Origin of the sequence: Geomonas limicola, from assembly GCF_014193675.1 — a bacterium.
Lineage (GTDB): Bacteria > Desulfobacterota > Desulfuromonadia > Geobacterales > Geobacteraceae > Geomonas > Geomonas limicola.
Map to the genome: position 1 here is coordinate 34,266 of NZ_BLXZ01000008.1, position 25,069 is coordinate 59,334.

Annotated in this window: 21 protein-coding genes; 6 read left to right on the forward strand and 15 right to left on the reverse strand. The window is 65.6% G+C overall.

The features are described 5' to 3' along the window. Positions 1-174: 174 nt before the first annotated feature. Complete coding sequence (locus H7688_RS17830; RefSeq protein WP_183362567.1) at positions 175-1,578, reverse strand: sigma-54-dependent transcriptional regulator; 1,404 nt, start codon at positions 1,576-1,578, stop codon at positions 175-177. Then, on the reverse strand, positions 1,575-3,392 hold the full coding sequence (locus tag H7688_RS17835; RefSeq protein ID WP_183362568.1) for a transporter substrate-binding domain-containing protein: 1,818 nt from the start codon (positions 3,390-3,392) through the stop codon (positions 1,575-1,577). The genes H7688_RS17830 and H7688_RS17835 overlap by 4 nt, the downstream gene beginning before the upstream one ends. A 293-nt stretch (positions 3,393-3,685) precedes the next feature. On the opposite strand from H7688_RS17835, the gene H7688_RS17840 reads away from it, so the two are divergent. Beyond that, the gene (locus H7688_RS17840; RefSeq protein WP_183362569.1) at positions 3,686-4,120 is read left to right on the forward strand and encodes a hypothetical protein; all 435 of its coding nucleotides are present in this window, start codon (positions 3,686-3,688) and stop codon (positions 4,118-4,120) included. Positions 4,121-4,130: 10 nt separating this feature from the next. Here the strand turns inward: H7688_RS17840 and H7688_RS17845 are convergent, their stop codons facing one another. The 4 genes from H7688_RS17845 to H7688_RS17860 all read right to left on the reverse strand — a co-directional run bounded on the left by H7688_RS17845 (position 4,131) and on the right by H7688_RS17860 (position 6,534). Next, positions 4,131-4,361: a hypothetical protein gene (locus tag H7688_RS17845; protein ID WP_183362570.1), complete on the reverse strand. Its 231-nt coding sequence runs from the start codon at positions 4,359-4,361 to the stop codon at positions 4,131-4,133. Positions 4,362-4,527: 166 nt separating this feature from the next. Continuing rightward, a complete protein-coding gene (locus tag H7688_RS17850) occupies positions 4,528-4,869 on the reverse strand; it encodes a hypothetical protein (protein WP_183362571.1) in 342 nt (113 codons plus the stop codon). Between the two features lie 16 nt (positions 4,870-4,885). Then, positions 4,886-5,368 (reverse strand): DUF4124 domain-containing protein, encoded by a 483-nt coding sequence (locus tag H7688_RS17855; RefSeq protein ID WP_183362572.1) that lies wholly within the window; start codon positions 5,366-5,368, stop codon positions 4,886-4,888. 131 nt (positions 5,369-5,499) lie between these two features. Next, on the reverse strand, positions 5,500-6,534 hold the full coding sequence (locus tag H7688_RS17860) for a GGDEF domain-containing protein (RefSeq protein WP_183362573.1): 1,035 nt from the start codon (positions 6,532-6,534) through the stop codon (positions 5,500-5,502). A gap of 339 nt (positions 6,535-6,873) precedes the next feature. Between H7688_RS17860 and msrB the strand changes: the two genes are divergently transcribed. Next, positions 6,874-7,422, forward strand: coding sequence for a peptide-methionine (R)-S-oxide reductase MsrB (gene msrB, locus H7688_RS17865; protein ID WP_183362574.1), 549 nt, complete (start codon positions 6,874-6,876; stop codon positions 7,420-7,422). A 54-nt stretch (positions 7,423-7,476) separates the two neighbouring features. After that, entirely contained in the window at positions 7,477-8,103 is a 627-nt protein-coding gene (msrA, locus tag H7688_RS17870) for a peptide-methionine (S)-S-oxide reductase MsrA (protein WP_183362575.1), read from the forward strand. A gap of 408 nt (positions 8,104-8,511) precedes the next feature. On the opposite strand, the gene H7688_RS17875 is transcribed toward msrA, so the two are convergent. Next, positions 8,512-8,892: a PilZ domain-containing protein gene (locus H7688_RS17875; RefSeq protein WP_308470311.1), complete on the reverse strand. Its 381-nt coding sequence runs from the start codon at positions 8,890-8,892 to the stop codon at positions 8,512-8,514. 244 nt (positions 8,893-9,136) lie between these two features. Between H7688_RS17875 and polX the strand changes: the two genes are divergently transcribed. Then, complete coding sequence (gene polX, locus H7688_RS17880) at positions 9,137-10,864, forward strand: DNA polymerase/3'-5' exonuclease PolX (protein WP_183362577.1); 1,728 nt, start codon at positions 9,137-9,139, stop codon at positions 10,862-10,864. Positions 10,865-10,957: 93 nt separating this feature from the next. After that, a complete protein-coding gene (locus H7688_RS17885) occupies positions 10,958-11,434 on the forward strand; it encodes an EVE domain-containing protein (protein WP_183362578.1) in 477 nt (158 codons plus the stop codon). A 3-nt stretch (positions 11,435-11,437) separates the two neighbouring features. On the opposite strand, the gene H7688_RS17890 is transcribed toward H7688_RS17885, so the two are convergent. After that, complete coding sequence (locus H7688_RS17890) at positions 11,438-12,346, reverse strand: AEC family transporter (RefSeq protein WP_183362579.1); 909 nt, start codon at positions 12,344-12,346, stop codon at positions 11,438-11,440. Between the two features lie 42 nt (positions 12,347-12,388). Beyond that, the gene (gene pepN / locus H7688_RS17895; protein WP_183362580.1) at positions 12,389-15,031 is read right to left on the reverse strand and encodes an aminopeptidase N; all 2,643 of its coding nucleotides are present in this window, start codon (positions 15,029-15,031) and stop codon (positions 12,389-12,391) included. A gap of 295 nt (positions 15,032-15,326) precedes the next feature. On the opposite strand from pepN, the gene H7688_RS17900 reads away from it, so the two are divergent. After that, on the forward strand, positions 15,327-16,205 hold the full coding sequence (locus H7688_RS17900; RefSeq protein ID WP_281379510.1) for a CopD family protein: 879 nt from the start codon (positions 15,327-15,329) through the stop codon (positions 16,203-16,205). A gap of 62 nt (positions 16,206-16,267) precedes the next feature. Here the strand turns inward: H7688_RS17900 and H7688_RS17905 are convergent, their stop codons facing one another. The 6 genes from H7688_RS17905 to H7688_RS17930 are packed head-to-tail and all read right to left on the reverse strand — an operon-like array spanning position 16,268 to position 25,006. Further along, entirely contained in the window at positions 16,268-17,962 is a 1,695-nt protein-coding gene (locus H7688_RS17905; RefSeq protein ID WP_183362582.1) for a sensor histidine kinase, read from the reverse strand. Beyond that, on the reverse strand, positions 17,959-18,804 hold the full coding sequence (locus H7688_RS17910) for a phosphate/phosphite/phosphonate ABC transporter substrate-binding protein (RefSeq protein WP_183362583.1): 846 nt from the start codon (positions 18,802-18,804) through the stop codon (positions 17,959-17,961). Before H7688_RS17910 ends, H7688_RS17905 begins: the two co-directional genes overlap by 4 nt. Before the next feature lie 59 nt (positions 18,805-18,863). After that, complete coding sequence (locus H7688_RS17915; RefSeq protein ID WP_183362584.1) at positions 18,864-19,430, reverse strand: response regulator; 567 nt, start codon at positions 19,428-19,430, stop codon at positions 18,864-18,866. Positions 19,431-19,489: 59 nt separating this feature from the next. Next, a complete protein-coding gene (gene nosR, locus H7688_RS17920; RefSeq protein ID WP_183362585.1) occupies positions 19,490-21,049 on the reverse strand; it encodes a response regulator c-di-GMP phosphodiesterase, NosR family in 1,560 nt (519 codons plus the stop codon). A 49-nt stretch (positions 21,050-21,098) separates the two neighbouring features. Beyond that, positions 21,099-21,914, reverse strand: coding sequence for a response regulator (locus tag H7688_RS17925; protein WP_183362586.1), 816 nt, complete (start codon positions 21,912-21,914; stop codon positions 21,099-21,101). Beyond that, positions 21,911-25,006: a PAS domain S-box protein gene (locus H7688_RS17930; RefSeq protein WP_183362587.1), complete on the reverse strand. Its 3,096-nt coding sequence runs from the start codon at positions 25,004-25,006 to the stop codon at positions 21,911-21,913. The genes H7688_RS17925 and H7688_RS17930 overlap by 4 nt, the downstream gene beginning before the upstream one ends. Positions 25,007-25,069: the final 63 nt, after the last annotated feature.

Genomic DNA, 25,069 nt, shown 5'->3' on the forward strand with positions numbered 1-25,069 from the left:
CCTGGGTTATGACCATTGCCGGTGCGGGTGTTTTTGAGGCGGGAAAAACCCTCATTAAGAGAGACGCCGGTTGATTTTTGACCTGTTTGAAAGGCGGGTAAAAACGAACTATCGTTTGGTACTGGCGGGAAGTGGGTTGGGGAAGGGGGGGGGGGGCGGACCCCCGGGCGCGGGTTAGCCGCGCGCCGAGAGTCGCTTGCTGAGAGCGGGCTGGGAGATGCCCAGGAGCCGGGCTGCGATGGTCTGGTTGCCCCCGGAGCGGGCCAGCGCCTCGGTGACCAGCAGATCGGCAGCTTCACCGAACGTGGGGAGCCGCTCCAGCCCGGAAAAGAGGTTGTGGTCTTGGGCCGCAGCAGCCGGCTGCTGCTCCTTGGCCGGACCGATCGCCTTGATGAAGGTGTCCAGAGAGAGGATGCGCTCGCGGTGCACGCTCACCGCGTCGTAGACCATGGCCCGGAGTTCGCGGATGTTGCCGGGGAAGCTGTAGGTGGCGAGCAGCTGGGCGAGTTCCTTGGGCGGGGTCGGTCTCTTCTTGCCCAGCGACTCGGCGGCCTCGGCCAGGAAGTAGTCGAGCAGAAGCGGGATGTCGCCGGCCCGCTCGCGCAAGGGGGGCAAGAGGATCTGGTGGGTGCGCAGGCGGTAGTAGAGGTCGCGCCGGAACTCACCCTTTTCCTCCTTCGCCTTCAGGTCGCGGTGCGTCGCCACGATGACCCGTGCCTTGAGCCTCTTGGGGCGGTCGCTCCCCAGCGGGAAGTACTCCCCCTCCTGCAACAGGCGCAGGAGCTTCACCTGGCTTGGGATGGAGAGATCGCCGATCTCGTCGAGGAACAGAGTCCCGTCGGTCGCCTCCTCGATCATGCCGCGCCGGGCCTGTTCCGCGCCGGTGTAGGCACCGCGCACGTGCCCGAAGAGGGTATCGGCGAAGACGGTGTCGTCGAGCCCCGCCACGTTCACCGCGACCAGGGGCCCGGTGGCTCCGGAGAGGGTGTGCACCGCGCGCGCCACCAGCTCCTTCCCCACGCCGCTCTCGCCGGTGATCAGGAGCGGTTGCCGGCTCACCGCCACCGCCTCGATGTAGCCGAAGATCCCGAGCATGGTGCGGTCGGCGGTGACGATGTTCACGAAGGCCTCGGGGTGGCGCAACTGGTTCGAGAGGATGCGGTCCGAGATCGCCTGGTTCTCGCGCTCCAATTCGAGCATCCGGATGGCGCGCAGGACGCCGGTCACCAGGCGGTCCTCCTCGACGGTCTTCACGAAGTAGTCGAAGGCCCCCAGCCTCATGCAGCGTACCGCGGTCTCGATCTGGTTCATGCCGCTTACCACGATGGTGAGGATCTCGGGGTGCTGCTCGGAGATCATGGTGAGCAGCGCCTCGCCGGGGAGGTGCGGCATGGTGAGGTCCAAAAGCACGAGCCTCACCTGGCCGCGGGCCAGGATCTCGGGGACCTCGCGGCTGTCCGAGCAGGTGAGGATGTTGTTGATGCCGGCGCGCGCCAGGGTGAGGCTCACCGAGCGGAGCCAGGCCGGTTCGTCGTCGACCAGCAGGATGGAGAAATGAGGTACCAGTGCTTCGGTCATCTAGGGTTCTCCTCGTTGAATAGGGGGAGCGTGAGGGTGGCCGTGGTCCCCTGGCCGGGAGGGGAGTCGAAACTGAGGCTCCCGCCGTGCTCCTGGACGATGCCGGCCGAGATGGAGAGCCCCAGGCCGGTGCCGCCGCTCTCGCGCTTGGTGGTGAAAAACGGGTCGGTGAGCCTGCCCAGCGATTCCGGAGGGATGCCGACCCCCTCGTCCCTGATGGTGAGCCGCACCTCGCCCGCCTCGAGGTCGTAACCGGTGGCGAGGAAGATGCCGCGCTCGCTTGAGGGGAGCGCCTGGCAGGCGTTGATCAAAAGGTTCACCACCACCTGCTCGATGCGCAGCGCGTTGCCGCTCACCTGGGGCAGCGGGGTGCAGTAGATCGCCTCGAAGCGCGTGGTGGCGCGCCTGAGCGAGGTGTCCACCAGGCGTACCGCCGCCTGGGCCACGGCGTTCAGGTCGAAGGGTTCCCGGCGTACCACGGAATCCTGGCGTGCGTAGTCTTTCAGGTCCTCCACGATCCGCTTGATGCGCGCGGCGCCGTCGGACATGTCGGCGAGCATCTGGGGGACCTCGTCGCGCATGCGCGAGTAGGGGAGCCCGGCCACCAGGAAGTCACCCTGTTCCCGGTAGCGCGCCTCCAGGGTTTCCAGGGCGTCCTGGTAAACGTCCTTGAGGATGGGGAGGTTCAAGAGGATGAGCCCGTTGGGGTTGTTCACCTCGTGCGCCACCCCGGCGACCAGCACCCCCAGGGTCGCCATCTTGTCGGCCTGGATCAGCTTGTCCTGGTGCAGCCTCAACTCCTCGTAGGCGCGGTTGCGCTCGGCGACCTGGCGGGCCAGCTCCTCGGTGCGCTCCTCGACCCGGCGCTTCAAGGTGTGCGACCAGGCCGCGGTGGCGATCAGGATCACCAGAAGCGGCAAAAGCACCATGGAGCCGTACTTGATCACCTTCTCGCGGGGGAAACGCTGCTGCTCGTGGGGCCCCAGCCAGCGGTCGTAGATCGCCTGGTACTGTCCGGTCTGCTGCAGGATGGCGAGCCCCTCGCTGAAGCGGGTCAGAAGTTCGTGGTTTCCCTTGGCGACCGCGTAGCCGTACTTCTCCGCGGCGACGTTCTTCGCAACCGGCACCACGTTGGTCAGGTGCAGCTGCTGGATCAAGAACATCCCGGGGAGGCTTGCCAGCACCGCGTAGTCGCAGCGCCCGGAGGCCAAAAGCCTCAGCGCCTCGGCGGGGGAGTCGGTGAGCAGCAGTTCCGGTCCGAACCCCAGGCGCACCAGGGAGTCGTGCATGATCCCGTCGCGGAACACCACCACCTTCTTGCCGCGCAGCTCCTCGAGGTTGCTGACCGATCTGGTGCCGCGCCGGGCGAAGATGGCGTGGTGCACGATGGTGTGCGGCGGGGAGAAGTCGAGAGTCCTGGTGCGCTCCTCCGAGTAGGAGATCCCCTGCAGGATGTCGATCTTCCCCTCGGTCAGGTCGTTACGGAGCGTGGACCAGGCCCCGAAGCGGAACTCCACCTTCATCCCCATCACGTCGGCGATGGCGCGGGTCAGGTCGACGTTGTAGCCGGCGGGCTTGCCGTCGGCGTCGAGAAATTCGTAGGGGGGATAGGCCCGGTTGCCGCCGACGATCACGGTGCGGCTGTCTGCGCCGTTTTCTGGCGCCTCGGCACGGGCCGGTGCCGCAGTGAAGAGGCTGAGCGTCGCCAGGAACCAGGCGAGGAATAGCGCCCTCGCAAGCAGGATAGTCGGGGAGCGCCGGAAGGTGGGGGACGTTTTTGGTGGCGCGCTGTGCTGCCTGAAGCGCCGGATCATGTGGTTACCGATAAAAGCACGGGTGCGGGTCCGTAAGGGTTGCTGGAAAAACTGGCGTTTACCATAGCACATCAACGGCAAAAAAAAACGTATTTATCAGGTGTGGCCGGGTTGCTGGGTGCCGAGTGCCGAAACAAGGAACCCCAAAGAGCCCGACAGTATCAGGCGCAATCCCGTGCTGGCTGTAACCTTCGGTGCCGGCACCGAGATAGTGAAACGGCCCAGGGCTTACTGTACAAACGGCTGCAGCGGGCTATCATCTGGGTAAGCCTCTAACAGGGGAGGTAGTCGCTATGGAAGAGGTCTTTGCAACTCTCTGCGTGTTTGTCTCACTGTGCCGCCTGCTCTCCGAGGAGATGGCGCACGGCCTCTGCTCCGGCATGACCTGGGGGCTGGGGATCCACCTGTTCTTCTGGCATGCCATCATGTCCGGGTCGCTCGCGCTCCTCGTCAAGTATCTCGCGGCACTGCGGGTGGTCCCGCTCTACAAGGTGCTGTCGGGGAGTCTCTGCCTGCTCTTGGTGAGCTGGTACGTCGACCGGATCCTCAAGCACAACACCTACCTCATGGTGCGCGCGGTCGGCGTTGCCATCATCTTCTGTGCGGCATTGGGTGTGGTCATCGTGAGTGACGCAGGATTTGCACGGCGGCAGGAACAGGTTCAGGCGAGCGCCCCGGCACAGGGTGAGACGCTGGCCCAGGCGGACTACGAGGTGCACAGGGACTGACGGGGATCGTTCAGGAGGGGCGTGCCTGGCGGTTCGATGCGGCAGGGGGAGAACCGTCGGTTGCGGGACGCGGTTTTGCGGGGGTCTTGCCCGCCGCCGACCCTTTGAGGGCTGCCCGGACCCGGGAGAAGGAGAAACAGGCAAAACCGAGCGCGATCGCGCTCACCGCGGCGAACTTAACGTAGTAAAACCATTCCAGGTAACCCTGGGTGACTTGGTAGTTCGACCAGCCAGTCGCCATGACCCATCCTTTGGGCGCCCAACCACTCCCGCCCCGGTAGGTTTTTCTGCCGCGGCAGAATAAACGTTTTACCCCATTCTGTAAACATAATTAATGTTAGCCCGCCGGGCCCCTCCTGGCCCGTCGCAACAGGGTGCGCCAGCCGACGGCGCCGCTCAACCATCTTTCAGGGCGCCGTCTGCAGCAGCCGCTTTACGGTCTGCTGCACGGCTCCCCGGCTGCAGCGCAGTTCCACCTCGGAAAACTTCTGGAAGGGGACCCCCGGCGCCGAGCGCGCCGCCTTGTTCTGCCGCTGCTGGGCGATCTTTTTGCAGTTCTCGAGAACCTCCCCTACCTCCCCGCCGGTAACCTCGCTCACCTCGAAATGAAAGATCTTCACCACCAACCCACTCCCCTGCTTGCTGGTTATGGTGCCGCGGCAGACCATCTGGTCCTGGGCCTGTGCCGAGGCGACGCCAACGAGCAGCGCCACTGCAGCGATTGCCGACATCGCGAAGATCCTGGTCATGGCAGACTCCGTGGGGTTACTCGTCGTCATCCGAGCGTACCCGGTGCGGCCGGGCCCGTTTGGGGGACGGTACCCGGGGCGCCGAGCTTGCCGCGGGTACTGGCGCCGGGTTGTTGGGGATGATGGTGTAGCCGGGACGCTGCCCGGGGGCCCCGGTTTGCGTATCCCGCAGCTGCTGCACCGAACCTGGCTGCCCGGCCTGCGCCGGTCCCGCAGAGGGGGGCGCGGGCTGCGGTACGGGAGCCGGCACGGGTGTGACGACCGGCACCGCTGCCGGGGCGGCACCCGCCGGTGCGGGGCTGCCTGCCGACGGGCCGGCGGGGATGGGGACTTTCTTGCCGGTGGCCACGTCGAGCAGCTTGGCCCGCGCCCGGTAGCGGGCCGGGATCTCGTGCAGGCTGTTGGTATAGAAGGCGGTTCCGGCACGGTCCTGCCAGGTGTAGATCTCGGCCGAGGCGCTGGAAGCAAAGAGCAGCAGGAACAAAAGCAGGTTCTTCATCGAGGGAACCCTCCCGAAAGGTAGCGGCAGACGCGCCATTATTAAAGATTACGGCACGCTATTCAATCGGAAAAAAGGGGAGGGACTTTAGCCGGGGCCCTGGTAGAACCCCGCAGCGGAGCGGCGCGGCTTTAAGAGAGGAGACCGGAGACCGGGTTTTCGGCGAAAAATACGCCGTTTCGTCCCCCTTCCTTGACCCGGTACAGGGCGGCATCTGCCCGCTCTACCAGGCTTTCCACGGTGTCGAACTCGGTTGCCTCGGCGGCGCCGATGGAGAGCGTCACCGTTATGCCGACGTTTTCAAAGGCGTAGCGGCGCTCGCGCACGCCGGCGCAGAGTTTCAGGGCCACCGCCTCGGCTGCCTGCGGGGTCGACTTGATCAGGATCACGGCGAATTCGTCGCCGCCGAAACGCGCCACGAAATCGCTCTCCCTGAGCGTGGTACGGATCTGCTGCGCTACCCCCTTCAGGATCAGGTCGCCCGCCTGGTGACCGTGGGTGTCGTTGATCGACTTGAAGTGGTCGACGTCGAGGATGATCAGGAAAAAGCTCTCGTCGTAGCGCTGGCGCAGCCTGAGCATCTCGGCCAGCTTGTCGTCGAAGTAGCTGCGGTTGGCGAGCCTGGTCATGCCGTCCACCAACACCGCGGTGCGCAGCATCTCGATCTGGCGCTGCTGTGCCGAGAGGATCTTCTGCGAGCTGGCGAGCTTTTCCCGGAGGCTTGCGTTGTTGGAGATCATCCGGTCGATCTGCTCGGTGAGCCGCGAGGTTGCGGCGGCGACCTCCGCGGGGAGCCCGGCCCGGTCAAAACTCTCCCGCAGTTTCTTGAGCGCCTGCGAGGACTCGCTCGCCGCCTGCTCGGTGCGCTCGATGACCGCGGTCAGGATGAGCAGGATGCTGCGCACCGCCTGGGCCGAGTCGTTGATCTGCTGCTCGCGGGGGTCCACCGGGTGGCTGGCGGGATCGGGGGAAAGCGGCTCGATCAGCGCCTCTTTTTTGTCGAACGGCGGGACCGTGCCTAATTGGGCGACCGGGAGCAGGCGCTCGAAGACCTCGCGCAGTTGCTGCGCGCCCATGCTTTTCAGGGTGCGCCGCAAGGCGGGGAGAAGCGCGAGGCCCAAGATGAGTCCGGCAAGGAAAACGAAGAGTTGCGTCAGGGAACCCACGGTGCCACCTCCTTGCTACGCGCGGCGTAGCTGCCGTGTTGTAGGCGGTACTGACAAATATTAAAGCATTATAACAATCTGTCGCGCGTGCACAAGCAACTAGGTGAAGTTTGCTCTGTCAAGAGAGAACCCGGGACCCGATTCGGCCGGGTGACTTCTTGTTCGAGGGAACCTTGGTGACCGGTATGCCGGTGCCTGGAATACTGACAGTGAAACCCTCGAGTGGCAGCTCGGGGGTGAGTCTGACAGGGGCGTGTAGATTTGATGCCGGTGTGATATTCTTATACCTGCATGTTATGCCTGCTGCTGGAGTGAGCCGGCAGAACAAAGGAGGCGAGGATGAGATATGCGGCACTTTTAACCGGGCTGCTGTTGCTGGGCATCACCGCGCTAGTCCTTTTCTCAGGAAACGGCGCCTTCATGACCAGCAGTGCTGACGCAGCGGCACGGATCAGAGTCTATTCGGCAGAAAAAGGAAGCTATGTCATGAGTGACGAGGTGGTAAAAACCAAGGAAGAGTGGCGGAAGATGCTGTCTCCCGAGCAGTATCACGTCCTGCGCGAAAAGGGGACCGAGCGCCCCTTCAGCAACAAGTACGCGAACAACCACGAGCACGGCGTCTACCGTTGCGCCGGGTGCGGCCTCGACCTGTACCGCTCCGAGGACAAGTTCGAATCCGGCACCGGCTGGCCCAGTTTCACCAAGCCGATTGCCCCGGAAAACGTGAAGACCGAGGTCGATCGCAGCTTCTTTTCAACCCGTACTGAGGTTCTCTGCCGGCGCTGTGGCGGACACCTGGGGCACGTGTTCGATGACGGGCCCAAACCGACCGGGCTGCGCTACTGCATGAACTCGGCGGCACTCAGCTTCGTGCCGACAGCCAAGTAGCCGCTTGTGTGGCGGTTCGGGAGCTGGGGCAGGGGGACCTGCCGAGGAGGGAACATGAAAGCGATGACGCTCGTGGGACTGATCCTGGCGAGCTTGTGTATCGTCCAGCCGGCCGGCGCCGCGGAGTCCGGGAAGGGGCCGGCCGCTCCGCTGCAACTGGCAACCTTCGCGGGTGGCTGTTTCTGGTGCATGGAACACCCGTTCGACGAACTTAAGGGGGTGGTCTCGGTTACCTCCGGTTACACGGGGGGGCAGAAGAAGAACCCGACCTATGAGGAGGTTTCGGCAGGAGGGACCGGGCATGCCGAATCGGTGCAGGTGCTCTACGATCCGGCTAAAATCAGCTACCAGAAGCTTTTGGAGCGCTACTGGCACAACGTGGATCCCACGGTGAAGGACCGCCAGTTCTGCGACGTCGGGCACCAGTACCGGACCGCCATCTTCTACCACAACGAGGAGCAGCGGCGCCTGGCGCTCACCTCCAAGACGGCCCTGGAGCAAAGCCGGCGCCTGCCGGGACCGATCCAGACCGAGATCGTGCCGGCCGGCACCTTCTATCCCGCCGAGGAGTACCACCAGCACTACTACAAGAAAAACCCGCTGCGCTATCGCTACTACCGCACCAGCTGCGGGCGGGACCACCGGCTCAAGGAGCTCTGGGGGGACCAGGCGGGGCGCTAGCCTGAAGAGTGCAGTTATCAACAGAAAAAGGCCGCGTCTCGGTGTACAACCGGGGCACGGCCTTTTTTGTCGGTGGGGACCGGCATGTGGGGGGAAACGCGGGGCCGGTCCTCCACACCCCGTCCACAGCCCGTGCACAGCTTTTACCGGGGTTATCCACAGAAACGGGGAGTGCTCGGGGGCGGCCTCCCCCGAGGTTCCCCTCGTGGAGTTATCAACAGAAAAAGGTCGTGTCGCAGCGTGCAGAGCCGGAGACACGACCTTTCTTTTAGTGCGGCTGCCGGGCCTGAGGCGGGACGGCACCTGCGAATCCACACGCCATCCACAGTTCTTGAACAGCTTTTCCCGCCGTTATCCACAGACGTGGGGACTGGTACCTCAGGTGCCGGTTCCCCCTTGCGGTTCCCCTCAGGAGGCGCGCAGGTAGTTGGCGATCTGCCACTTGAGGATGTCGAGCTCCGAGGCAAGTTTCTCGGGTTCGGTGCTGAAGCGCTGCACCAGGTCGAGCAATTGGTGCTGACCCGCCTCGTCCAAGGGGACGAAGCGCATGCCGATCATGGCGTTGTTGCAGTGGATCACTTCGATATTGAGCCTGAGTTGTGCGGTTTCCTTCAGGTACACGGTCAACAGGCAGATGGCGCCGACCGGAATGGTGACTGGTTCAGCGAAGCTCACCACCGCTCCGTTCAAGGAGATGTTGTCAAGCTGGCCATGATAGAGGGTGCTCTGGAAGCTGAGAGAGCAGGTCTCTGTCATGCGCACCCGGTGAAACATTCGCTGTTCTGTCATGGCTTACCTTGGTCGACGCTGTTAGTACAACCAGGAAACTGGTTGCCAGTACTGCTCATCGGGACAACGCGTGGGAAACTTTAGGAGAGAAGCGCTGGACCCTCCTTATACCTTCTTTTGCATTCTGAGCACAGCACTTTGTTGCTCGTAATGACGGGGGCCGTCATCGAAGCTCCCGGAACCCATGCGAAAATTGCTATACTGGGGTCAGACCGCGAGGGTTCGGCGCGGCAGGAGGCGAGCCATGAAGAACAGGGAAATTGCCAGGATCTTTGGCGAGATTGCCGACATCATGGAGATCAGGGAAGAGAACCCGTTCAAGATCAGGGCCTACCGTCGGGCCGCCCTGAACCTGGAGGGGCTGAGCCGGGACCTGGCCGGGCTCTCCCGCAAGGAGCTGCGCGAGATCCCGGGGATCGGGGCGGATCTCGCGGCGCGCATCGAGGAGTACCTGGCGACCGGCAGCATGGAGCTCTTCGAGCGGATGAAACAGGAGGTCCCCGCCGGGGTCTTCTCGCTCATGGCCGTGCCGGGACTGGGGCCGAAGACCGCCAAGGCAATCCACCAGCAGCTGGGGGTGGCAAGCCTCGAGGAGCTGGAACTTGCGGCCGCCGAGCACCGCCTGGCCGGGATCCGCGGCATCCAGGAGAAGACCGAGGAGAACATCCTCAAGGGGATTGCGGCGCTGAAGCGCGGCCGCGAGCGCCAGCCGCTCGGGCGCATGCTGCCGGCGGCCTGGGACCTGGTGGCGGCGCTCAGGGAGCGCGCCCCGGTGGACCGCATCGAGGTGGCCGGGAGCATCAGGCGCCGCAGGGAGAGCATCAAGGACATCGACCTGGTGGCGACCTCGCCCGACCCGCGAAGCGTGATGGAGGCCTTCGTGAACCTCCCCCAGGTGGAGGCCGTGACCATGCACGGGGTGACCCGCTCCAGCATCGTCATAAGGCCCGGGGTGCAGGTGGACCTGCGCGTGGTGGAGCCGGACTCCTTCGGCGCGGCGCTTGCCTACCTCACCGGAAGCAAGGACCACAACGTGCGCCTGAGGGAGATGGCGGTGAAGCGCGGCCTGAAGCTGAACGAGTACGGCATCTTCCGGGTCGAGGACGATGAGCGGTTGGGAGGGGGCGAGGAAATAGAGGTGTACCGGCTCTTGGAACTCCCCTACATCGTGCCGGAGCTGCGCGAGGACCGCGGCGAGATCGAGGCGGCGCTCGCCGGTAGCTTGCCCGATCTCGTTCAGCTGGCCGAGCTGCGCGGCGACCTGCACGTGCACTCCAGGTGGAGCGATGGCGGGCATCACCTCCCGGAACTGGTCGAGGCGGCACGGGCGCACGGCCTGAGCTACCTGGCGCTCACCGATCACTCCAAATCCCTGGGGGTGGCACGCGGGCTCACCGTGGAGCGGCTCATGGAGCAGGGCGAGGAGGTGGCGGCGCTGAACCGGGAGCTCACGGATTTCCGGGTCTTGCGCGGCACCGAGATGGACATCGGGCTCGACGGGAGCCTCGATTTCCCGGACCAGGTGCTCAAGCGGCTGGACGTCGTGGTGGCGGCGATCCACTCCGGATTTACCCAGACCCGCGAACAGCTCACCGCGCGCCTGATCGCGGCGATGCAGAACCCCTTCGTCTCGGTGATCGCGCACCCCACTGGCCGGGTCCTCGGGGAGCGCGAGGCCTACCCGCTCGACCTCGAGGCGGTACTGCGGGCGGCACGCGACACCGGGACCGCGCTCGAGATCAACTGCTACCCGATGCGCCTGGATCTGAACGACCTGGCGGTGAAAAGGGCCAAGGAGCTGGGGGTGAGGCTCGCCATCAGCACCGATCTGCACAGCGTGAGCCAGTTCGATACCTTCCACTACGGGATCTCGGTGGCCCAGCGCGGCTGGCTGGAAAAGGGGGACGTGCTCAACACCATGGAGTTACCTGAGCTGCTCAGGTGGGTGAGGGACAAGCGGAACAGAAAATGACGAGATCCCGCTGAGGTAGGAAATCAGTTCAACTTTCTTCCTAAAGCTGCTATGAACTGCTGCAGGAAGTGCAGCCCTTTTTGAGGAGGTCCCATGTCCGAACCACGCTACTGGCTCTTCAAGTCTGAACCCTCCAGCTTTTCCCTCGCCGATCTCAAGGAGCGCCCCGGCGCCACCGAGCACTGGGACGGGGTGCGCAACTTCCAGGCGCGCAACTTCCTGCGCGACGAGATCAAGGTGGGCGACCAGGTCTTCTTCTACCACAGTAACATCGCGGAGCCGGCAATCGTCGGCATCGCCGAGGTGGTGCGCGGTGGCTATCCGGACTTCAGCGCCTGGGACCCGCAGAGCAAGTACTTCGACCCGCGCTCCACGCCGGAAAAGCCGGTCTGGTTCATGGTGGATGTGCGCTTCGTACGCGAGCTCCCCCGCGCGGTGACCCTGAACGAGCTGAAGGAGATCCCGGAACTGGCCCAGCTGCCGCTTATGAACCGCAGCCGGCTCTCGGTGCAGCCGGTGACCGCGGATGCCTGGCAGGTGATCCTGAGAGTCGCCGGAATTAAGGCATGACGTTCAGCGGGTGAGGTGGATGAGGGCATAGATGAGGGGGACGCTGCCGAAGGCGAGCAGGATGCCGGCTCCCACCAGGGCGACCGAGAGCTCGGCATCCATGCCGGCGATTACGGCGAGTGCCGCTGCGGTGACCATGGGGGGCATCCCGGCCTCCAGCACCGAGACCTCGAAAGCCGGTCCGGCGGCACCCAAAAGGCGCCCCAGCGCAAGGGCGCTCATCGGGGCGACCAAAAGCTTGATGGCAAGCCCGACGCAGAGCGGTTTGAAGACCTTGGGGCGCAGCCTGAAGCTGAGCTGGTAGCCGATCGCGGTCATCACCAGGGGGACCAGCGAGAGCGAAACGTTGTGCAGCCCCTGGGCGAGCGCCGGCGGGTAGGGCCAGGGGCGCAGCAGAAAACCGAGCACCAGGGCGATGGCGGGCGGGAAGAGGACCAGGCGGCGCACAATCCCGCCGACGTCGAGCTTCCCCTCCTTGCCGTACAGGGGGAGGATCACCGAGCCGTAGCTCGTGAAGATCAGCATGGTCCCCAGCTCGTCGTAGATGATGAGGTTCGGCAATCCCGCAGGGCCGAAGAAGGCCTGCACCATGGGGATGCCGAGAAAGGCCGTGTTTCCCATGGGGACCGCGAGCAGCAGCACCCCCACCACTTCGCGGGAAAAGCGCCAGATGCGCGCCGCGAGCAGCACGAGCCCCGCCGAAAAGACCAGCATGCCCCACGGTACCAGGAGCGGCACCAGGGCCGCCGGGCTCAGGGCGATCTCCGGCACCTTGAGCAGGATGAGCGCCGGCATCGACACGTAGATGGCAAACATGTTGAAGACCTGCGGGGTGTCCTTGGGGAATGCCTCCAGGCGCCGGAACAGCATCCCCAAAAGGACAAACACGCCGATCAGTACGAAATTCTCCATGCTCCTTCTTTCCCGCCGCTACCTGCCGACGGACCACCATCCCTAGAGACTCTTAGCCGCCAGTTCGTAGACGTCACGCGCCAGCCCGGGCTCCGCGAGGATGCGCTGCAATTGCTGTTTCATGAGCTCCTGCCGGGAGGGGTCGAAGCGCCGCCAGCGGCTGAAGGGGGTGAGCAGGCGCGCCGCGATCTGCGGGTTCATGCTGTTCAGCTTGAGGATCTGGTCGGCGAGGAAGCTATAGCCCGCGCCGCTTTTCTCGTGGAAGCGGACCTGGTTCGCCTGGCTGAAGGCGCCGATCAGCGAGCGGGCCCGATTCGGGTTGCGCAGGTCGAAGTCGGGGTGCTCGAGGAGCGCCAGCACCTCGGAGAGCGTGCCGGGTAGCCGGGAGGTCGCCTGCAGGGTGAACCACTTGTCGATCACCCCGCGATCCCCCTGCCAGCACTGGTAGAAGGCGGCGAGCGCCTGGCTGCGTTCCGGGCAGTCGCAGTTGGAAAGCGGCGACAGGGCGCCCAGGCTGTCGGTCATGTTGTCGGCGCTCTCGAACTGGCGCATCCCCAACTCGATCGCCTGCTGCTTGCCGGTGGCCATCAGGTAGGAGAGGCTCAGGTTCTTCAGCTTCCGACACCCGGAGAGGCCGTCGTCGGGGTGGTAAGGCTCTCGCGCTACGCACTTCTCCCGGGCGGCCAGGAAGAGGTCCCAATGCCGCTCGCCCAGGGTGCTGCGCACGAACTCCCGGGCCTGGTGGATCGCCTCGGGATCGATCACCTCAAGCTGTTCGGCCAGGTAGCTCTCCGCCGGAAGGGTGAGCGCCTCGGCCAGAAACGCGCTGTCCTGGTCCAGGTCGGCCAAGAGCTTCCCGAAGGCCGCGATGAACGGCTCGCTCACGACAAGCGGTCGCCCCGCCTGGATATCCGCGACCAGCCCGCAGATCAGCTTCACCGCCTGGATCTGGCCGGCCTCCCAGCGCTGGAAGGGGTCGCTGTCCTGCGCCATGAGGAGCATCAGGTCCTCGTCGCTATAGGGGTACTGCACCTTGACGGGAGCCGAGAAGTTGCGCAACAGCGACGGGACCGGCCGGGACGGGACGTCGAGGAAGCTGAAGCTCTGGCTCGCCTCGGTCACTTCCAGCACGCGGCTGGTGCCGCCGGCCGCCCCCTCGCCGGAAAGGCGCAGCGGTATTTCGCGGCCGCCGCGCTCCAAAAGCCCGAGCGCCAAGGGGAGGTGGAAGGGGAGCTTCTCGGGCTGGCCCGGGGTGGGCGGGCAGCTCTGGCTGACGGTCAAGGTGTAGGTCTTGGCGGCCTCGTCGTAGCTGTCGCTTATGCTCAACACCGGGGTGCCGGCCTGGTCGTACCAGCGCATGAACTGGGTGAGGTCGCGACCGCCGGCGTCGGCCATCGCCTGGACGAACTCGTCGACCCGGACCGCCTGGCCGTCGTGGCGCTCGAAGTAGAGGTCCATCCCGCGGCGGAACCCCTCCTTGCCCAAAAGGGTGCGCAGCATGCGGATCACCTCGCCCCCCTTGTGGTAGACCGTCATGCTGTAGAAGTTGTTGATCTCCACGTAGCTCTCGGGGCGCACCGGGTGGGCGAGCGGCCCGGCGTCCTCGGCGAACTGGGAGCTCCTGAGGAGCTTCACGTCCTCGATCCGCTTCACCGGGCGCGACTGCATGTCGGCGGAGAACTCCTGGTCGCGGTAGATGGTGAGCCCCTCTTTCAAGGAGAGCTGGAACCAGTCGCGGCAGGTGATCCGGTTGCCGGTCCAGTTGTGGAAGTACTCGTGGCCGATCACCTCCTCGATCGCCTGGTAGTCGGCGTCGGTGGCGCTCTCCGGACTCGCCAGCACGTAGCGGGAGTTGAAGATGTTGAGCCCCTTGTTCTCCATGGCCCCCATGTTGAAGTCGTCCACCGCCACGACCATGTAGGTGTCCAGGTCGTATTCGCGGCCGAACTCCTCCTCGTCCCACTGCATGGCGCGCTTGAGAGAAAGAAGCGCGTGGTCGCACTTGTCCCGGTTCTTCTCCTCGACGTAGATCTCCAGGTTCACGGTGCGGCCCGAGCAGGTGGTGAAGGTCCCGGCCTTATGCACCAGGTCACCGGCCACCAGGGCGAAGAGGTAGCTCGGCTTCTTGAAGGGGTCGTGCCAGGTTGCGTAGTGTCGCCCCTCGGGAAGCTCGCCCTGGGCGGTACGGTTGCCGTTTGCCAGAAGGACCGGGCAGCTTTTCTTGTCCGCCTTGAGCGTCACCGTGTAGATCGCCATCACGTCGGGGCGATCCAGGAAGTAGGTGATGCGCCGGAACCCTTCCGCCTCGCACTGGGTGCAGAGCATGGGACCCGAGGCGTAGAGGCCGGAGAGGGCGCTGTTGGCCGCCGGGTTGATCTCGGTGCCGATCTCCAGGGTGCAGCGCTCGGGGAGGTCGGGGATACTGAGCTGCTGGTCGGTAACCTGGTAGTACTCCGTGGGAAGCTCCACCCCGTCCAGCTTCAGGCTCACCAGTTTCAGGTCGTCGCCGTTCAGAACCAGCGGGCGCTGGCCGTTACCGGTGTCGTGGTTCAGGTGCAGGGTCAGGCGGGAGAGCACCCGGGTGCACTCGGGCGCCAGGTCGAAGTCCAGCTCTACCGTGTCGATCAGGTAATCGGGGACGCTGTAATCTTTCTGGTGGATGGTCCGGTGCTGGTTCTCATGCATGGCGGGGTCCTCGTCGGGTATCTGGAATGGGAAGCGCGTCAGGTGATGCTGGGTCGCCGCAATCTGGATCGGCAACTCTTACGCGAAAGAAGACATTGTAGCGGGTATGCATACTGTTTTCAATGGCCGAGGGCGCCGGGAGACAGAATCTGGTTCCCGCTGCACACAGTGCGGAGCGTTTTTTTTGCTCACAATCCGGCGCTCCATCCAGAGACGGACAGGTTTGACTTTCCAACCCGTAAACGGTATATCTTCCCCCATGAAAACTCTATGGACTTGTGCTCTATTCCTTCTTGTGCTGTACTGCCACCCCCTGGCAGCTCACGCCACCGAAGCCTACGCCAAACAGACCGGCAAGGCCTGCGCCGTCTGCCACCTCGATCCCGGGGGCGGTGGCGAACTGACCCCTGCCGGCAAAGAGTTTGCCGCGTCGCTCACCGCCAAGGCTGCGCCGGCCCAGGTGTCGCCGGTGGCGAAGGGTGTCCGCTTCGTGGCGGGGTACCTCCACCTCTTGACCGCCATCCTCTGGTTCGGCACCATCCTGTACGTGCACCTGGTCCTCAAACCGGCCTACGCCGCGGGAGGGTTGCCGCGCGGCGAGGTGCGGGTCGGCGTCCTGTCCATGGCGGTCATGGCGGTCACCGGTGCGGTGCTCACCCGGTTTAGGGTCGATTCCCTCGACACGCTGCTGCACACCCGCTTCGGGATACTGCTCCTGGTGAAGGTCTCGCTCTACCTGGTCATGGTGCTCACGGCGGCCTACGTGGTGGCGGTGATCGGGCCCAAGCTCAAGGCGAAGAAACGCAGCGGTGACGCTCAGCTCCCCGCAGGCGGAGAGCTCACTGCCGATCAGCTGGCGAGCTACGACGGCAAGGAAGGGCGCCCGGCGTACTTCGCCTACCACGGGAAGATCTACGATGCCACCGCGAGCCGGCTCTGGAAGCAGGGGGTGCACATGGGGCGGCACAATGCGGGGATGGATCTGACCCAGGCCCTCGACCTGGCGCCGCACGGCGAGGACAAGGTTTTGGGGTTGCCCGAGGTCGGCACGCTCATAGCCGAGGGGGAGCGCAAGGCTCCGCTGCACGAGCGGGTGTTCTTCTTCATGGCCTACATGAACCTGACCATCGTCTTTTTGATCGTCCTGGTCCTGGCGCTCTGGCGCTGGTGGTAATGTCGGCGGGATTTCATCGAGGTACGCAGGGGGGGAACTCCAACAGCTTGGGGCGAGAGACCTTACTGGGGAAGTCGTTCGACTGCGGTGAGTCCGTGCAGCGGTTTCGGGGGAGGGCCGTCCGCTGAAACCGGGGGCTCGGCGTCGTTGGCGGGCTCCGGAATGGCCGGCAGGCGCACCGTGAAGGTGCTACCCGTCCCCGGCGTGCTTTCCACGGTGATCTCTCCGCGGTGCTTGTTCACGATATCGTAGCTGATCGAGAGCCCGAGCCCGGTCCCCTGTCCCACCTCCTTGGTGGTGAAGAACGGCTCGAAGATGCGCCCCCGGATTGCCTCGGGGATCCCACGGCCGGTGTCGCTGACAGCCACGAAGACGCTCCCCGGCTCGCTCCAGGTCCGGATGGTGATCTCACCCTGTCCATCAAGCGACTGCGCCGCATTGACCATCAGGTTGAGCAGCACCTGGTTTATCTGCTGCGGATGGCACTGCACCTGCGGCAGCTCGCCGTACTCCCGCTTCAGCACCGCCACGTACTTGATCTCGTTCCAGGCGATGTTGATGGTGGTCTCGATGCACTCGTTGAGGTCCACAGGGGAACTCTCCGGCTGGTCCAGCCGGGAGAAGGTCTTCAAGTCCTGCACGATGCGCCTTACCCGGCTCCCCCCCTCCTGCGACTCCTCGATCAGTTCCCCCGCGTCGGCGAGGATTCGGTCGATCTTCAGCCTAACGCGCAGCGTCCGCAATCCCTCCAGCCGCTCCTGGTCTCCTGTCTCCCGCAGCGCCTGCTCCTGGCTCTCCAGGTACTCCGCAAGCCGCCCCAGGTACTTCTGCAACGTCCCAAGGTTGCTGGTGATGAATCCCATGGGATTGTTGATTTCATGGGCAACCCCGGCCGCCAGCTGCCCCAGGGAGGCCATCTTCTCTTGCTGCATCAGGAACTTGTCCTTGTCGCGGTTCTTGGCGACCTCTTCCTGCACCCGGCTTTCCAGGGTCCGGTTCAGCTGTTCCAGCTCCTCGGCCCTCACCAGCAGGGCCTCCTTGGCCTGGGTCAGCTCGCGCACCCGCTCGGCGATGGCGCGCGACATGGTATTGAAGGCGGCCCCCAGCCGCCCCAAGTCGTCCACCCCCTCGGGGAGCGGCGCCGGGGTCAGGTTCCCCTCGGCCACCTCCAGGCTTGCCTGGGCCAAAGGTGTTAGGTGCCGGGTCAGCCAGTAACCGATCAACATCATGATGATGGAGGAGAGCACCAGCTCGAGCACCGCGATGCTCCCACCCTGGGTGAGCAGCAGCTTGCGCGCCGTGAAGATCTGGGAGAGGTCCAGCCCGAAGTGGAGGGTCCCCAGCGGCTCTCCCTGTTGGGAGATGGGGCTCTCCACGTGGTAGTCCTCGTCGGCTCCCCCCCCGAAGAGCGGGAAATCCTTGCTGGGCGACGGTAAGGGGAGGGACCCGGGCCAGCCGCTACCGGCGACCCTTTTCCCGAAGCGGTCCAATACGGCGATGTACTTCACACCCCCGACCGACCGGCTTTCGTCGATCACCGCCTGTACCGTCGCGTAGTCCCGCTGCACCAGGGGGGCGGTGAGCGCCGCCTTCAGCACCGGCGCCATCTCCTCCGCCTGCCAGCGCGCCTGTTCGGTCATCGCCCGGTGCAAAAGTCTCAGGCTGTTGGCCACCATGATGGTGAGCATGACCAGCTCGACGCCGATCGCCAAGACGATCAGCTTGCCGCGCACCGTGCGCCACGGGGAGAGTCTCATGGCCTCGCCTTCTTCAACTCCCGGCGCACCTCGTCGGCGAAGTGTTCCATGGAAGGGAGCTCTCCGGGGCGCAGTCTACGGTACCCCCCGAGCTTGTGAGTCTCGAAGTAGCGCCTCCCTTCCGGGGAGGCGGCGAAGCTCCAGAGCGCCTCGTCGATCGCCGCCTGGCGGGGGGCCTGACGGGCTCCCAGCAGGTAGACCCGGCCGGGAATCGGGGGGCTGCTGGCCAGGACGCGCAGCTGGGACCGTACGGCGGGGGCGAGCATATCGAAGTTGGACCGGGAGGTGAAGCCGGCCGCCGCCTCCCCGGCGAGTACCAGATGGGCGACGCTGTCCGAGGCGCTTACGTAGCGCACCGGCACCGAGGAAAGGCGCCGGTCCCTCAGCCACTTTTCACCCCAGAGGGTGACCAGCGAGGTCGCGCTCAGCCCAAGCACCCCGCGCCCCTCGAGGTCCGCGGGGCTGCGGATCGGACCCTGGGCCGCGACGATCACCACGGCGCGGAACTCGGCCCGGTAGGTGAACAGCGGCAGGTAGTGCGCGTCTTTCTCCAGAAGCCGCGCCTGGTGCGCCGTGGTGATGGCCAGGTCGTAGGACTGCTTCATCCCGGCGCGGGCGAATTCGGTGAAGTCGGTGGCGGTGACGATCTCCACCGGCTGCCTGAGAGCGCTCTCCAGGTACCGGCGCAGCGGCTGGTACATCTGGACGATGACCCGCGCGCTGGTGTGCGGGGCCACCCCGACCACGAAGGGTTCCTGCGCCCCGGGGGCCGTGGGAATGCCCAGTGTGAACAGCGCGGCAACTGCCGCCAACCATCCCTTCCATCGGGGGAGACCTGCCATGGTCCTTCCTCCTGCCGTATATGCCGGGATCCCGGATGCCGCTGGAGCGGTCCGCTTTTTCACGGTGCCAGTGCGTTGCACTCGGCGATGGTCCGGGCGATCTCCTCGTCGGAGACCTCGGTCTCCAGGCGGATCGCTCCGCGGGCGTCGCGGCGCAGCGCGGAGATGCCGGGGAAGCTCTGTTCCAGGTGCTTGAGCTCCTGGGACTGGCGCCGCACCGTCTGCAACAGCCGGCGGTTCTCCCGTTCCAGCTCGTACTTCTCCAGGGCCCCCCGGATGGCGAGCTTGATCTGGAGCTCCTCCCACGGTTTGGTGAAAAACCGGTAGATCTCGCCGCAGTTGACCGCCTGCATGGTCGACTGGATGCTGGCATGGCCGGTCAGCATGATCCGGATGGTCTCCGGGTAGCCAAGCTTCACCTGGCGCAGGAATTCGACGCCGTCCATCCCGGGCATCATCTCGTCGGAGATGACCACCTGGACCGGCTGCTCCTGCAAAAGCCGCAGCGCCTCCTCACCCCCCCCCGCGCCGATCACCAGGTACGGCTCCTCGACGAGCGCCCGCTTCAGGGCCGAGATCACGTGTGGCTCGTCGTCCACGATCAGTACCTTGCACGTTGTCTGCATCTGGTTTCCTCCTGAGGCGTTGCGGCCCAAACGGCGCCGGCCGCTGTGCCGGCGGCCGGTCAACTCTCCGGCCTGGTGACGAAGACCCCACCGGGCGGGGGGTCGATCTGGTAGTAGCGCTTGACTGAAACGATCTTTTTCGCGTCCAGCGGGGTCCCCGCGGTCAACAGGAGCAGCCCGGTGCCGCTGTACAGGTTGCGGGTGGTGCACATCCCCTCGACGAGGTCCCTGGGGCGCAGCTCCAGCTCCAGCTCCAGCGGATCCTCGGGGGGGGCTGGACTCGGAGCGGCGTCCTCGGGGCGGAAACTGACGAAGACTCCGCAGGGGGGCGGGTCGCTGTGGTAGAGATGCCTGACGCTCCCGATCTTGCGCTCGTCCATGCAGGTTCCCTTGGCGAGCAGCAGCGCCCCCGAGCCGCTCACCAGGTTCCGGGTCAAAAACATGCCCGGCTCGAGCTCCCCGGGGGGGAGTTCCCGCTCTGCGGCTTCCGCCTGGGCCGAACGTCCCGGCAGGTAGCGGGCGCGCACCAAGGGCTCCAGAAGCAGGAAGAGCCCCGGGTCGAGCTGATGCCCCAGTTCGCGGCGCGCCCTCTCCAGCACGAAGTTCACGGCAGCCTCGCCGCGCTGCTTGTCGATCTGACGGTCTATGAAGTCGGCGCAGCTGAGGATCCTGGCGCCCAGCGGGATGTTGCTGCCGGCCAGCCGGTCGGGGAACCCGGTCCCGTCGTAACGCTCATGGTGGTGCCGGATCAGTACGCCGGCCTCCCTGAGTTCCTCCACCTCGTCAACCGCCGCCTGGCCGCGTACCGCATGCTGCAAGAAGATGCGGGTCTCCTCGGCGCTCAGCAGTCCGGGGTGCTTTTCCAGGATCTCCGGGGCGATCCCGATCACCCCGATGTCGTGCAGCAGTGCGGCGGTCCGGATGGTCTCCACCTCTCCGGGGTCGAGCCCCAGCGCTTGGGCGAGTTCCGTCGCCAGTTCGGTGACCTGGGTGGTGTGCTCCTGAAGCCGGCTCGAGTGCTGCTCGATGAGCCGGGAGAAGGCGACCAGGGTCTGGCGGAAGGCCCGCTCGATCTGCCGGTGGCGCTCGCTGAGCTTCTCGTTTTGCTGACGGATGGTGGAGGTCTGCTCCAGGACCCGCCCCTTGAGGTTCTGGTTCCAGGCCGAGAGCTCCTGGTTCTGGCGCTCCACCAGGGCACTGAGCTGGCGGTTGCGTTGCACCAGCAGGTACTGCTCCAGCCCCTCCAGGACGGCGTGGCGCAGCATCTCATCGTCCCAGGGCTTGGTGATGTAGCGTGACGCCCCCCCCTTGTTGATGGCGTCCACGGTGGCAGCCATGTCGGCATAGCCGGTCAGCACCATGCGCACCGCCTCGGGGGCTACCTCGCGCGCCTGTTGCAGGAACTCCGCGCCGCTCATGCCGGGCATGCGCTGGTCCGAGAGGATCAGCCCGACGTCGGGGTGGGCCTTGAGGAGCTCGAGCCCTTCGGTGCCGCAGGTGGCGGTGACCACCTCGAGGTCGTCGTCCTCGAGGAGCAGCCGGGTGATGGAACGCAGGATGTTCTCCTCGTCGTCGACGAGCAGCACCTTGCGCGGGATGTCGGGTAGCTGGACGTTCATGCCGATGCTCTCCAGGTTGCGTGGCGTTGGCCGGGACCGTCCCGACGGGTTAGCAGATTCCCTTGCGCATGAGGGTGAGGACGATGCCGGCCGGGGCGTCCTCCCGCATGGCGAGCCCTTTCACGGTGAGCTCGCAGCCGGCGACGCTGAGGGTCTGGTAGCCGCAGGAACAGGCCGAGATGCAGCCGAGCAGGCCGACCAGTTCCTGTGGCAGCGCTTCCTCGGCAGGGCGCCCGAGTGCCGCTGCCCGGTCGAGCCCCAGGAGCAGGGATGCCTCGTGGTTTGCCTGTACCAGGATCCCGCCGCTTACCCCGAGTACCCCGTAGGGGAGCTGCTCGAGCACGTTCCTGGCGTGCCAGAGCTCCCGGTTTTGCTGCTGGAGTTCCCGGGTGCGCTCCTGCACCAGCGCCTCGAGGTTCGCATTTAATTCCCTGAGCTCCTCGTTGCGCAGCCGCAGCTCCTCGGTTAGCTGCACGTTCTTGCGGCGGCTGGCGAAGTGCTCCAGCGCCGTGGCGACCGTCATGCGCAGCTCGTCGTCGTTCCAGGGCTTGGGGATGAACTTGTAGATCTTCCCCTCGTTTATGGCCGCCACCACCGATGCGGTGTCCGCATAGCCGGAGAGCACGATCCTGATGGTGTCCGGGTGGCGACTGAAGACCTCGCGCAGGAACTCCACCCCGTTCATCCCCGGCATCCGGTAGTCCGAGATCACCACCTGCACCTGCGGGGTCTCCGCCAAAAGGCGCAGCCCCTCCTCGCCGGAGCCCGCGCTGAGGATCTCGTAATCGTCGTCCATAAAGATCCGCTCAAGGGAGCGCAGCACGTTGCGCTCGTCGTCCACGCAGACGATCCGGGTCTGGTTCATGTGGTCACCCCCTCCACGGGGAGCCAGACGGTGAAGGTGGTCCCCTTGCCGGGTTCGCTCTCCACCTCAATGCTCCCGCCGTGCTTCTTGATGATGTCGTAGCTTATGGAGAGCCCCAGGCCGGTCCCCTTCCCCACCTCCTTGGTGGTGAAGAACGGTTCGAAGATCCGGCCGCGGATCTCCTCGGGGATGCCGCAGCCGGTGTCGGCTATGGCGACGCTGACCCGCTCCCCCTCGGCGCGGGTGGTCACCGTTACCCCCCCCTGCTTCTCGATGGCGTGGGCCGCGTTCACCAGGATGTTCAAAAACACCTGGTTGAGCTGCTGGGGCAGGCACTTCACCTGGGGGAGCGTGCCGTAGTCCCGGTTCAGGGTGGTCTTGTACTTGAGCTCGTTCCAGGCGATGGAGATGGTGCTCTCCAGGCACTCGTTGAGGTCGACGTAGGTCGCCTGGGTGTCATCCACCCGGGAGAAGCTCTTCAGGTTCTGCACGATGCGCCGCACCCGGTCGGCCCCCTCCTGCGACTCGCTGAGCAGGCTGGCGGCGTCGGAGAGGATGTAGTCGACCTTGAAGCTGCGCCTGGCCCGGGCCAGCTCCTCCCTGAGCGCCTCGGGGGCGCACTGGGCCACCGCGTCCGACTGCTGCCCGAGGAACCCGGCCAGCCGCTGCAGGTACTTCTCCATGGTCCCCAGGTTGCTGGAGATGAACCCCATCGGGTTGTTGATCTCGTGGGCCACCCCGGCCGCCAGCTGGCCGATCGAGGCCATCTTCTCCTGCTGCAAAAGCTGCGAGTGGGTCGCCTTGAGCTCCTGAAAGGCCTGGGCCAGCTGCTCGGAGACCTCCTTGATCTGGGTCAGGTCGTGCAGGGTGATCACCTCGCCGCGCCCCTCGTCGTAGGGGTAGGTCTTCAGGGTGAGCCAGCGCCGGCTGGCGGCATGGAACAGCTCGCCGCTCCCCCCTTCCAGGCTCTCCAGGCCGAGCCCCGCCTCGCGCAAAAGTTCGCGCCAGTCCCGGTTGCCGAGTTCCTGGTGCGAGTACCCCACGAAACTCTGGAAGGCGCGGTTGTAGCGCCGCACGGCGCCGGTGCGGTCCGCCATGACAACCATGTCGTCGATGCAGTCCAGGGTCTGTTCCCACTCGCGCTTGCCCCGTTCCACCAGGCGGAACAGCTCGGTAAGCTGCTCGTGCTTGACCACGAGCTCCGCCTGCTTCTGCTGCAGGCGCCTTTCGGTCTGCTTGCGCTCGGTTATGTCCTCCTTGATCGCCAGGAAATGGCTGATGCGGCCGTCAGCGTCCAGGATCGGGGAGATGATCACCTTCTCCCAGAACGCGGTGCCGTCCTTGCGCCGGTTGTGGAGTTCGCCGTGCCACTCGCGCCCCGAGCGGATGGTCCCCCAGAGTTCGGCGTAGAGCTCGGGCCCCTGCATCCCCGACTTCAGGATGCGGGGGTTCTGTCCGATCGCCTCGGGGAACTGATAGCCCGTGATCTCGCAGAACTTGCGGTTCACGTAGCTTATGGTGCCGTTCGGGTCGGTGATCACCACGGTGCTCGCGCTCTGCTCCACGGCCTGGGAGAGCAGGCGCAGCTGCTCCTCGGCGCGCACCCGGGCGGTGATGTCGTAGAGGGTCTCCACAACCGCGACCACCCGTCCCTCCTTGTGGACCGGGGCCGCGTCGAAGATCAGGTAGCGCTCCCGGCCGCCGAGGCTGGCGAAGCGCCCCTCGGCCCGCACGATGCCGTGCATCACCACATCGCAGGCGTAACTGTGGTAAAAACGGCCGATCTCGTCGGTCTTGTCGTCGAGTACGAGGTCGCACAGCGTCGGGCGTTCCTCCTGGTAGAAGGGTTGCCATTGCCGGGAGCTCCCCAGCATCTGCTGGGCCCGCACCCCGGTGAGCTCCTCCATGGCGCGGTTCCAGATGATGACCCGGTGGCCGGTGTCTATGGCGAACAGGGGGGTGGAGGTGCTTTCCAGCAGCTTTTCGGCGAACTCGCGCTGCTCCTCGAGCAGCCGCTCCAGTTCGCGCCCCTGGCGCAGCCGCAGGTCGATCTCCTGGACCATCTCGCTCACCGCCCCGCTTAACGCCTCCACCTCGTCGCCGGCGAGTTCCGGGCGGTGTTCGCGCTCCGGCAATACCGGGAGGGCACGCACGCGCTCGGTGAGCCGGCTCAAGGGGGCGGTGACGTGTCGGACCAGGTAGCAAAGGGCGAGGTAGGTGAGCCCGAGCGTACATGCCAGTACGACGGCCGCCCAGAGGCGGGCACGCTCCAGGGGGGCGTAGAGCACCGAGAGGGGGTTCTGGCTCACGTAGAGCCAATCGGCCCTCTTGAGCGCCTGCGCCGTGGTGATCTCCTGGTCTCCCCGTTGGTTGGCCGCCTGGACCGGGGCGCTCAGGTTCCCCTGTAGCGCGAGATCCAGCCCCGGCGAGGTTCCCGGCTCGATGCGGGTCAGGACGCGGCGCCGGTCCGGGTGCAGGATGACGGTGCGGTTGCGGCTGATCAGGAAAAAGGTGCTGTGCTTGCCGAGGTCGAGGTGCCCGAAGTCGGCGAGGCCGCCGCCGCGCAGCAGGTTGATGTGACCGGCCAGCACCCCGGTAATGGCACCCTCCGGGTCGCGGAGTGCGACGGCGATGCTGACCGTGGGGGTCTGCACGTTGAGGTACGGGTTGGATACGTAGGGCTTGCCGGTGGCGAGGACCATGGCGGCGTAGTCGTGTCCCTTGAGCGACGCCCCTCGCTTCCCGGCGACGGCCGGACTGGCGGCGACCACCCGCCCGTCCTGGTCGAGCAGCTGCAGCCCCCCGTCGAAAAAGGCACGGGCAGTCTCCTCGTGGTCCAGCAGCCGCTGGGCGTGCTGCGGGTCCGCGAGCGTCTCCGGGGTGAATTCCAGGGCCAGCTGGGCGAGCATCTGCTGGCTGTTGCCGATGTCCTCATCGATGTGCCGTGCCCCCATGCCGACCAGGGCGAGGCTCTGCCGGGACACCGCCTCCTTGAAGGTTTCGGCGAGGTGGTAGCCGACCAGGGTCAAAAGCACCGTCAGCGAGGCGACCAGCAGGAAGACCGTCCAGGTTATCTTCGTCTTGATGCTCATGGCAGGGTTTCTCCGCGGCTGCCCAGGCAGCGCGCGTCGGACGGAGCGGGCCCCGTTGCCCGC

What these genes read in the sequence shown, in the direction of transcription:
- H7688_RS17930 (WP_183362587.1), bottom strand. Translation starts at nt 25,006, where the DNA reads ATGAGCATCAAGACGAAGATAACCTGGACGGTCTTCCTGCTGGTCGCC.
- nosR (WP_183362585.1), bottom strand. Translation starts at nt 21,049, where the DNA reads ATGAACGTCCAGCTACCCGACATCCCGCGCAAGGTGCTGCTCGTCGAC.
- H7688_RS17845 (WP_183362570.1), bottom strand. Translation starts at nt 4,361, where the DNA reads ATGGCGACTGGCTGGTCGAACTACCAAGTCACCCAGGGTTACCTGGAA.
- H7688_RS17875 (WP_308470311.1), bottom strand. Translation starts at nt 8,892, where the DNA reads ATGACAGAACAGCGAATGTTTCACCGGGTGCGCATGACAGAGACCTGC.
- H7688_RS17885 (WP_183362578.1), top strand. Translation starts at nt 10,958, where the DNA reads ATGTCCGAACCACGCTACTGGCTCTTCAAGTCTGAACCCTCCAGCTTT.
- polX (WP_183362577.1), top strand. Translation starts at nt 9,137, where the DNA reads ATGAAGAACAGGGAAATTGCCAGGATCTTTGGCGAGATTGCCGACATC.
- H7688_RS17855 (WP_183362572.1), bottom strand. Translation starts at nt 5,368, where the DNA reads ATGAAGAACCTGCTTTTGTTCCTGCTGCTCTTTGCTTCCAGCGCCTCG.
- pepN (WP_183362580.1), bottom strand. Translation starts at nt 15,031, where the DNA reads ATGCATGAGAACCAGCACCGGACCATCCACCAGAAAGATTACAGCGTC.
- msrB (WP_183362574.1), top strand. Translation starts at nt 6,874, where the DNA reads ATGAGATATGCGGCACTTTTAACCGGGCTGCTGTTGCTGGGCATCACC.
- H7688_RS17835 (WP_183362568.1), bottom strand. Translation starts at nt 3,392, where the DNA reads ATGATCCGGCGCTTCAGGCAGCACAGCGCGCCACCAAAAACGTCCCCC.
- H7688_RS17890 (WP_183362579.1), bottom strand. Translation starts at nt 12,346, where the DNA reads ATGGAGAATTTCGTACTGATCGGCGTGTTTGTCCTTTTGGGGATGCTG.
- H7688_RS17850 (WP_183362571.1), bottom strand. Translation starts at nt 4,869, where the DNA reads ATGACCAGGATCTTCGCGATGTCGGCAATCGCTGCAGTGGCGCTGCTC.
- H7688_RS17910 (WP_183362583.1), bottom strand. Translation starts at nt 18,804, where the DNA reads ATGGCAGGTCTCCCCCGATGGAAGGGATGGTTGGCGGCAGTTGCCGCG.
- H7688_RS17925 (WP_183362586.1), bottom strand. Translation starts at nt 21,914, where the DNA reads ATGAACCAGACCCGGATCGTCTGCGTGGACGACGAGCGCAACGTGCTG.
- H7688_RS17915 (WP_183362584.1), bottom strand. Translation starts at nt 19,430, where the DNA reads ATGCAGACAACGTGCAAGGTACTGATCGTGGACGACGAGCCACACGTG.
- H7688_RS17905 (WP_183362582.1), bottom strand. Translation starts at nt 17,962, where the DNA reads ATGAGACTCTCCCCGTGGCGCACGGTGCGCGGCAAGCTGATCGTCTTG.
- H7688_RS17830 (WP_183362567.1), bottom strand. Translation starts at nt 1,578, where the DNA reads ATGACCGAAGCACTGGTACCTCATTTCTCCATCCTGCTGGTCGACGAC.
- H7688_RS17840 (WP_183362569.1), top strand. Translation starts at nt 3,686, where the DNA reads ATGGAAGAGGTCTTTGCAACTCTCTGCGTGTTTGTCTCACTGTGCCGC.
- msrA (WP_183362575.1), top strand. Translation starts at nt 7,477, where the DNA reads ATGAAAGCGATGACGCTCGTGGGACTGATCCTGGCGAGCTTGTGTATC.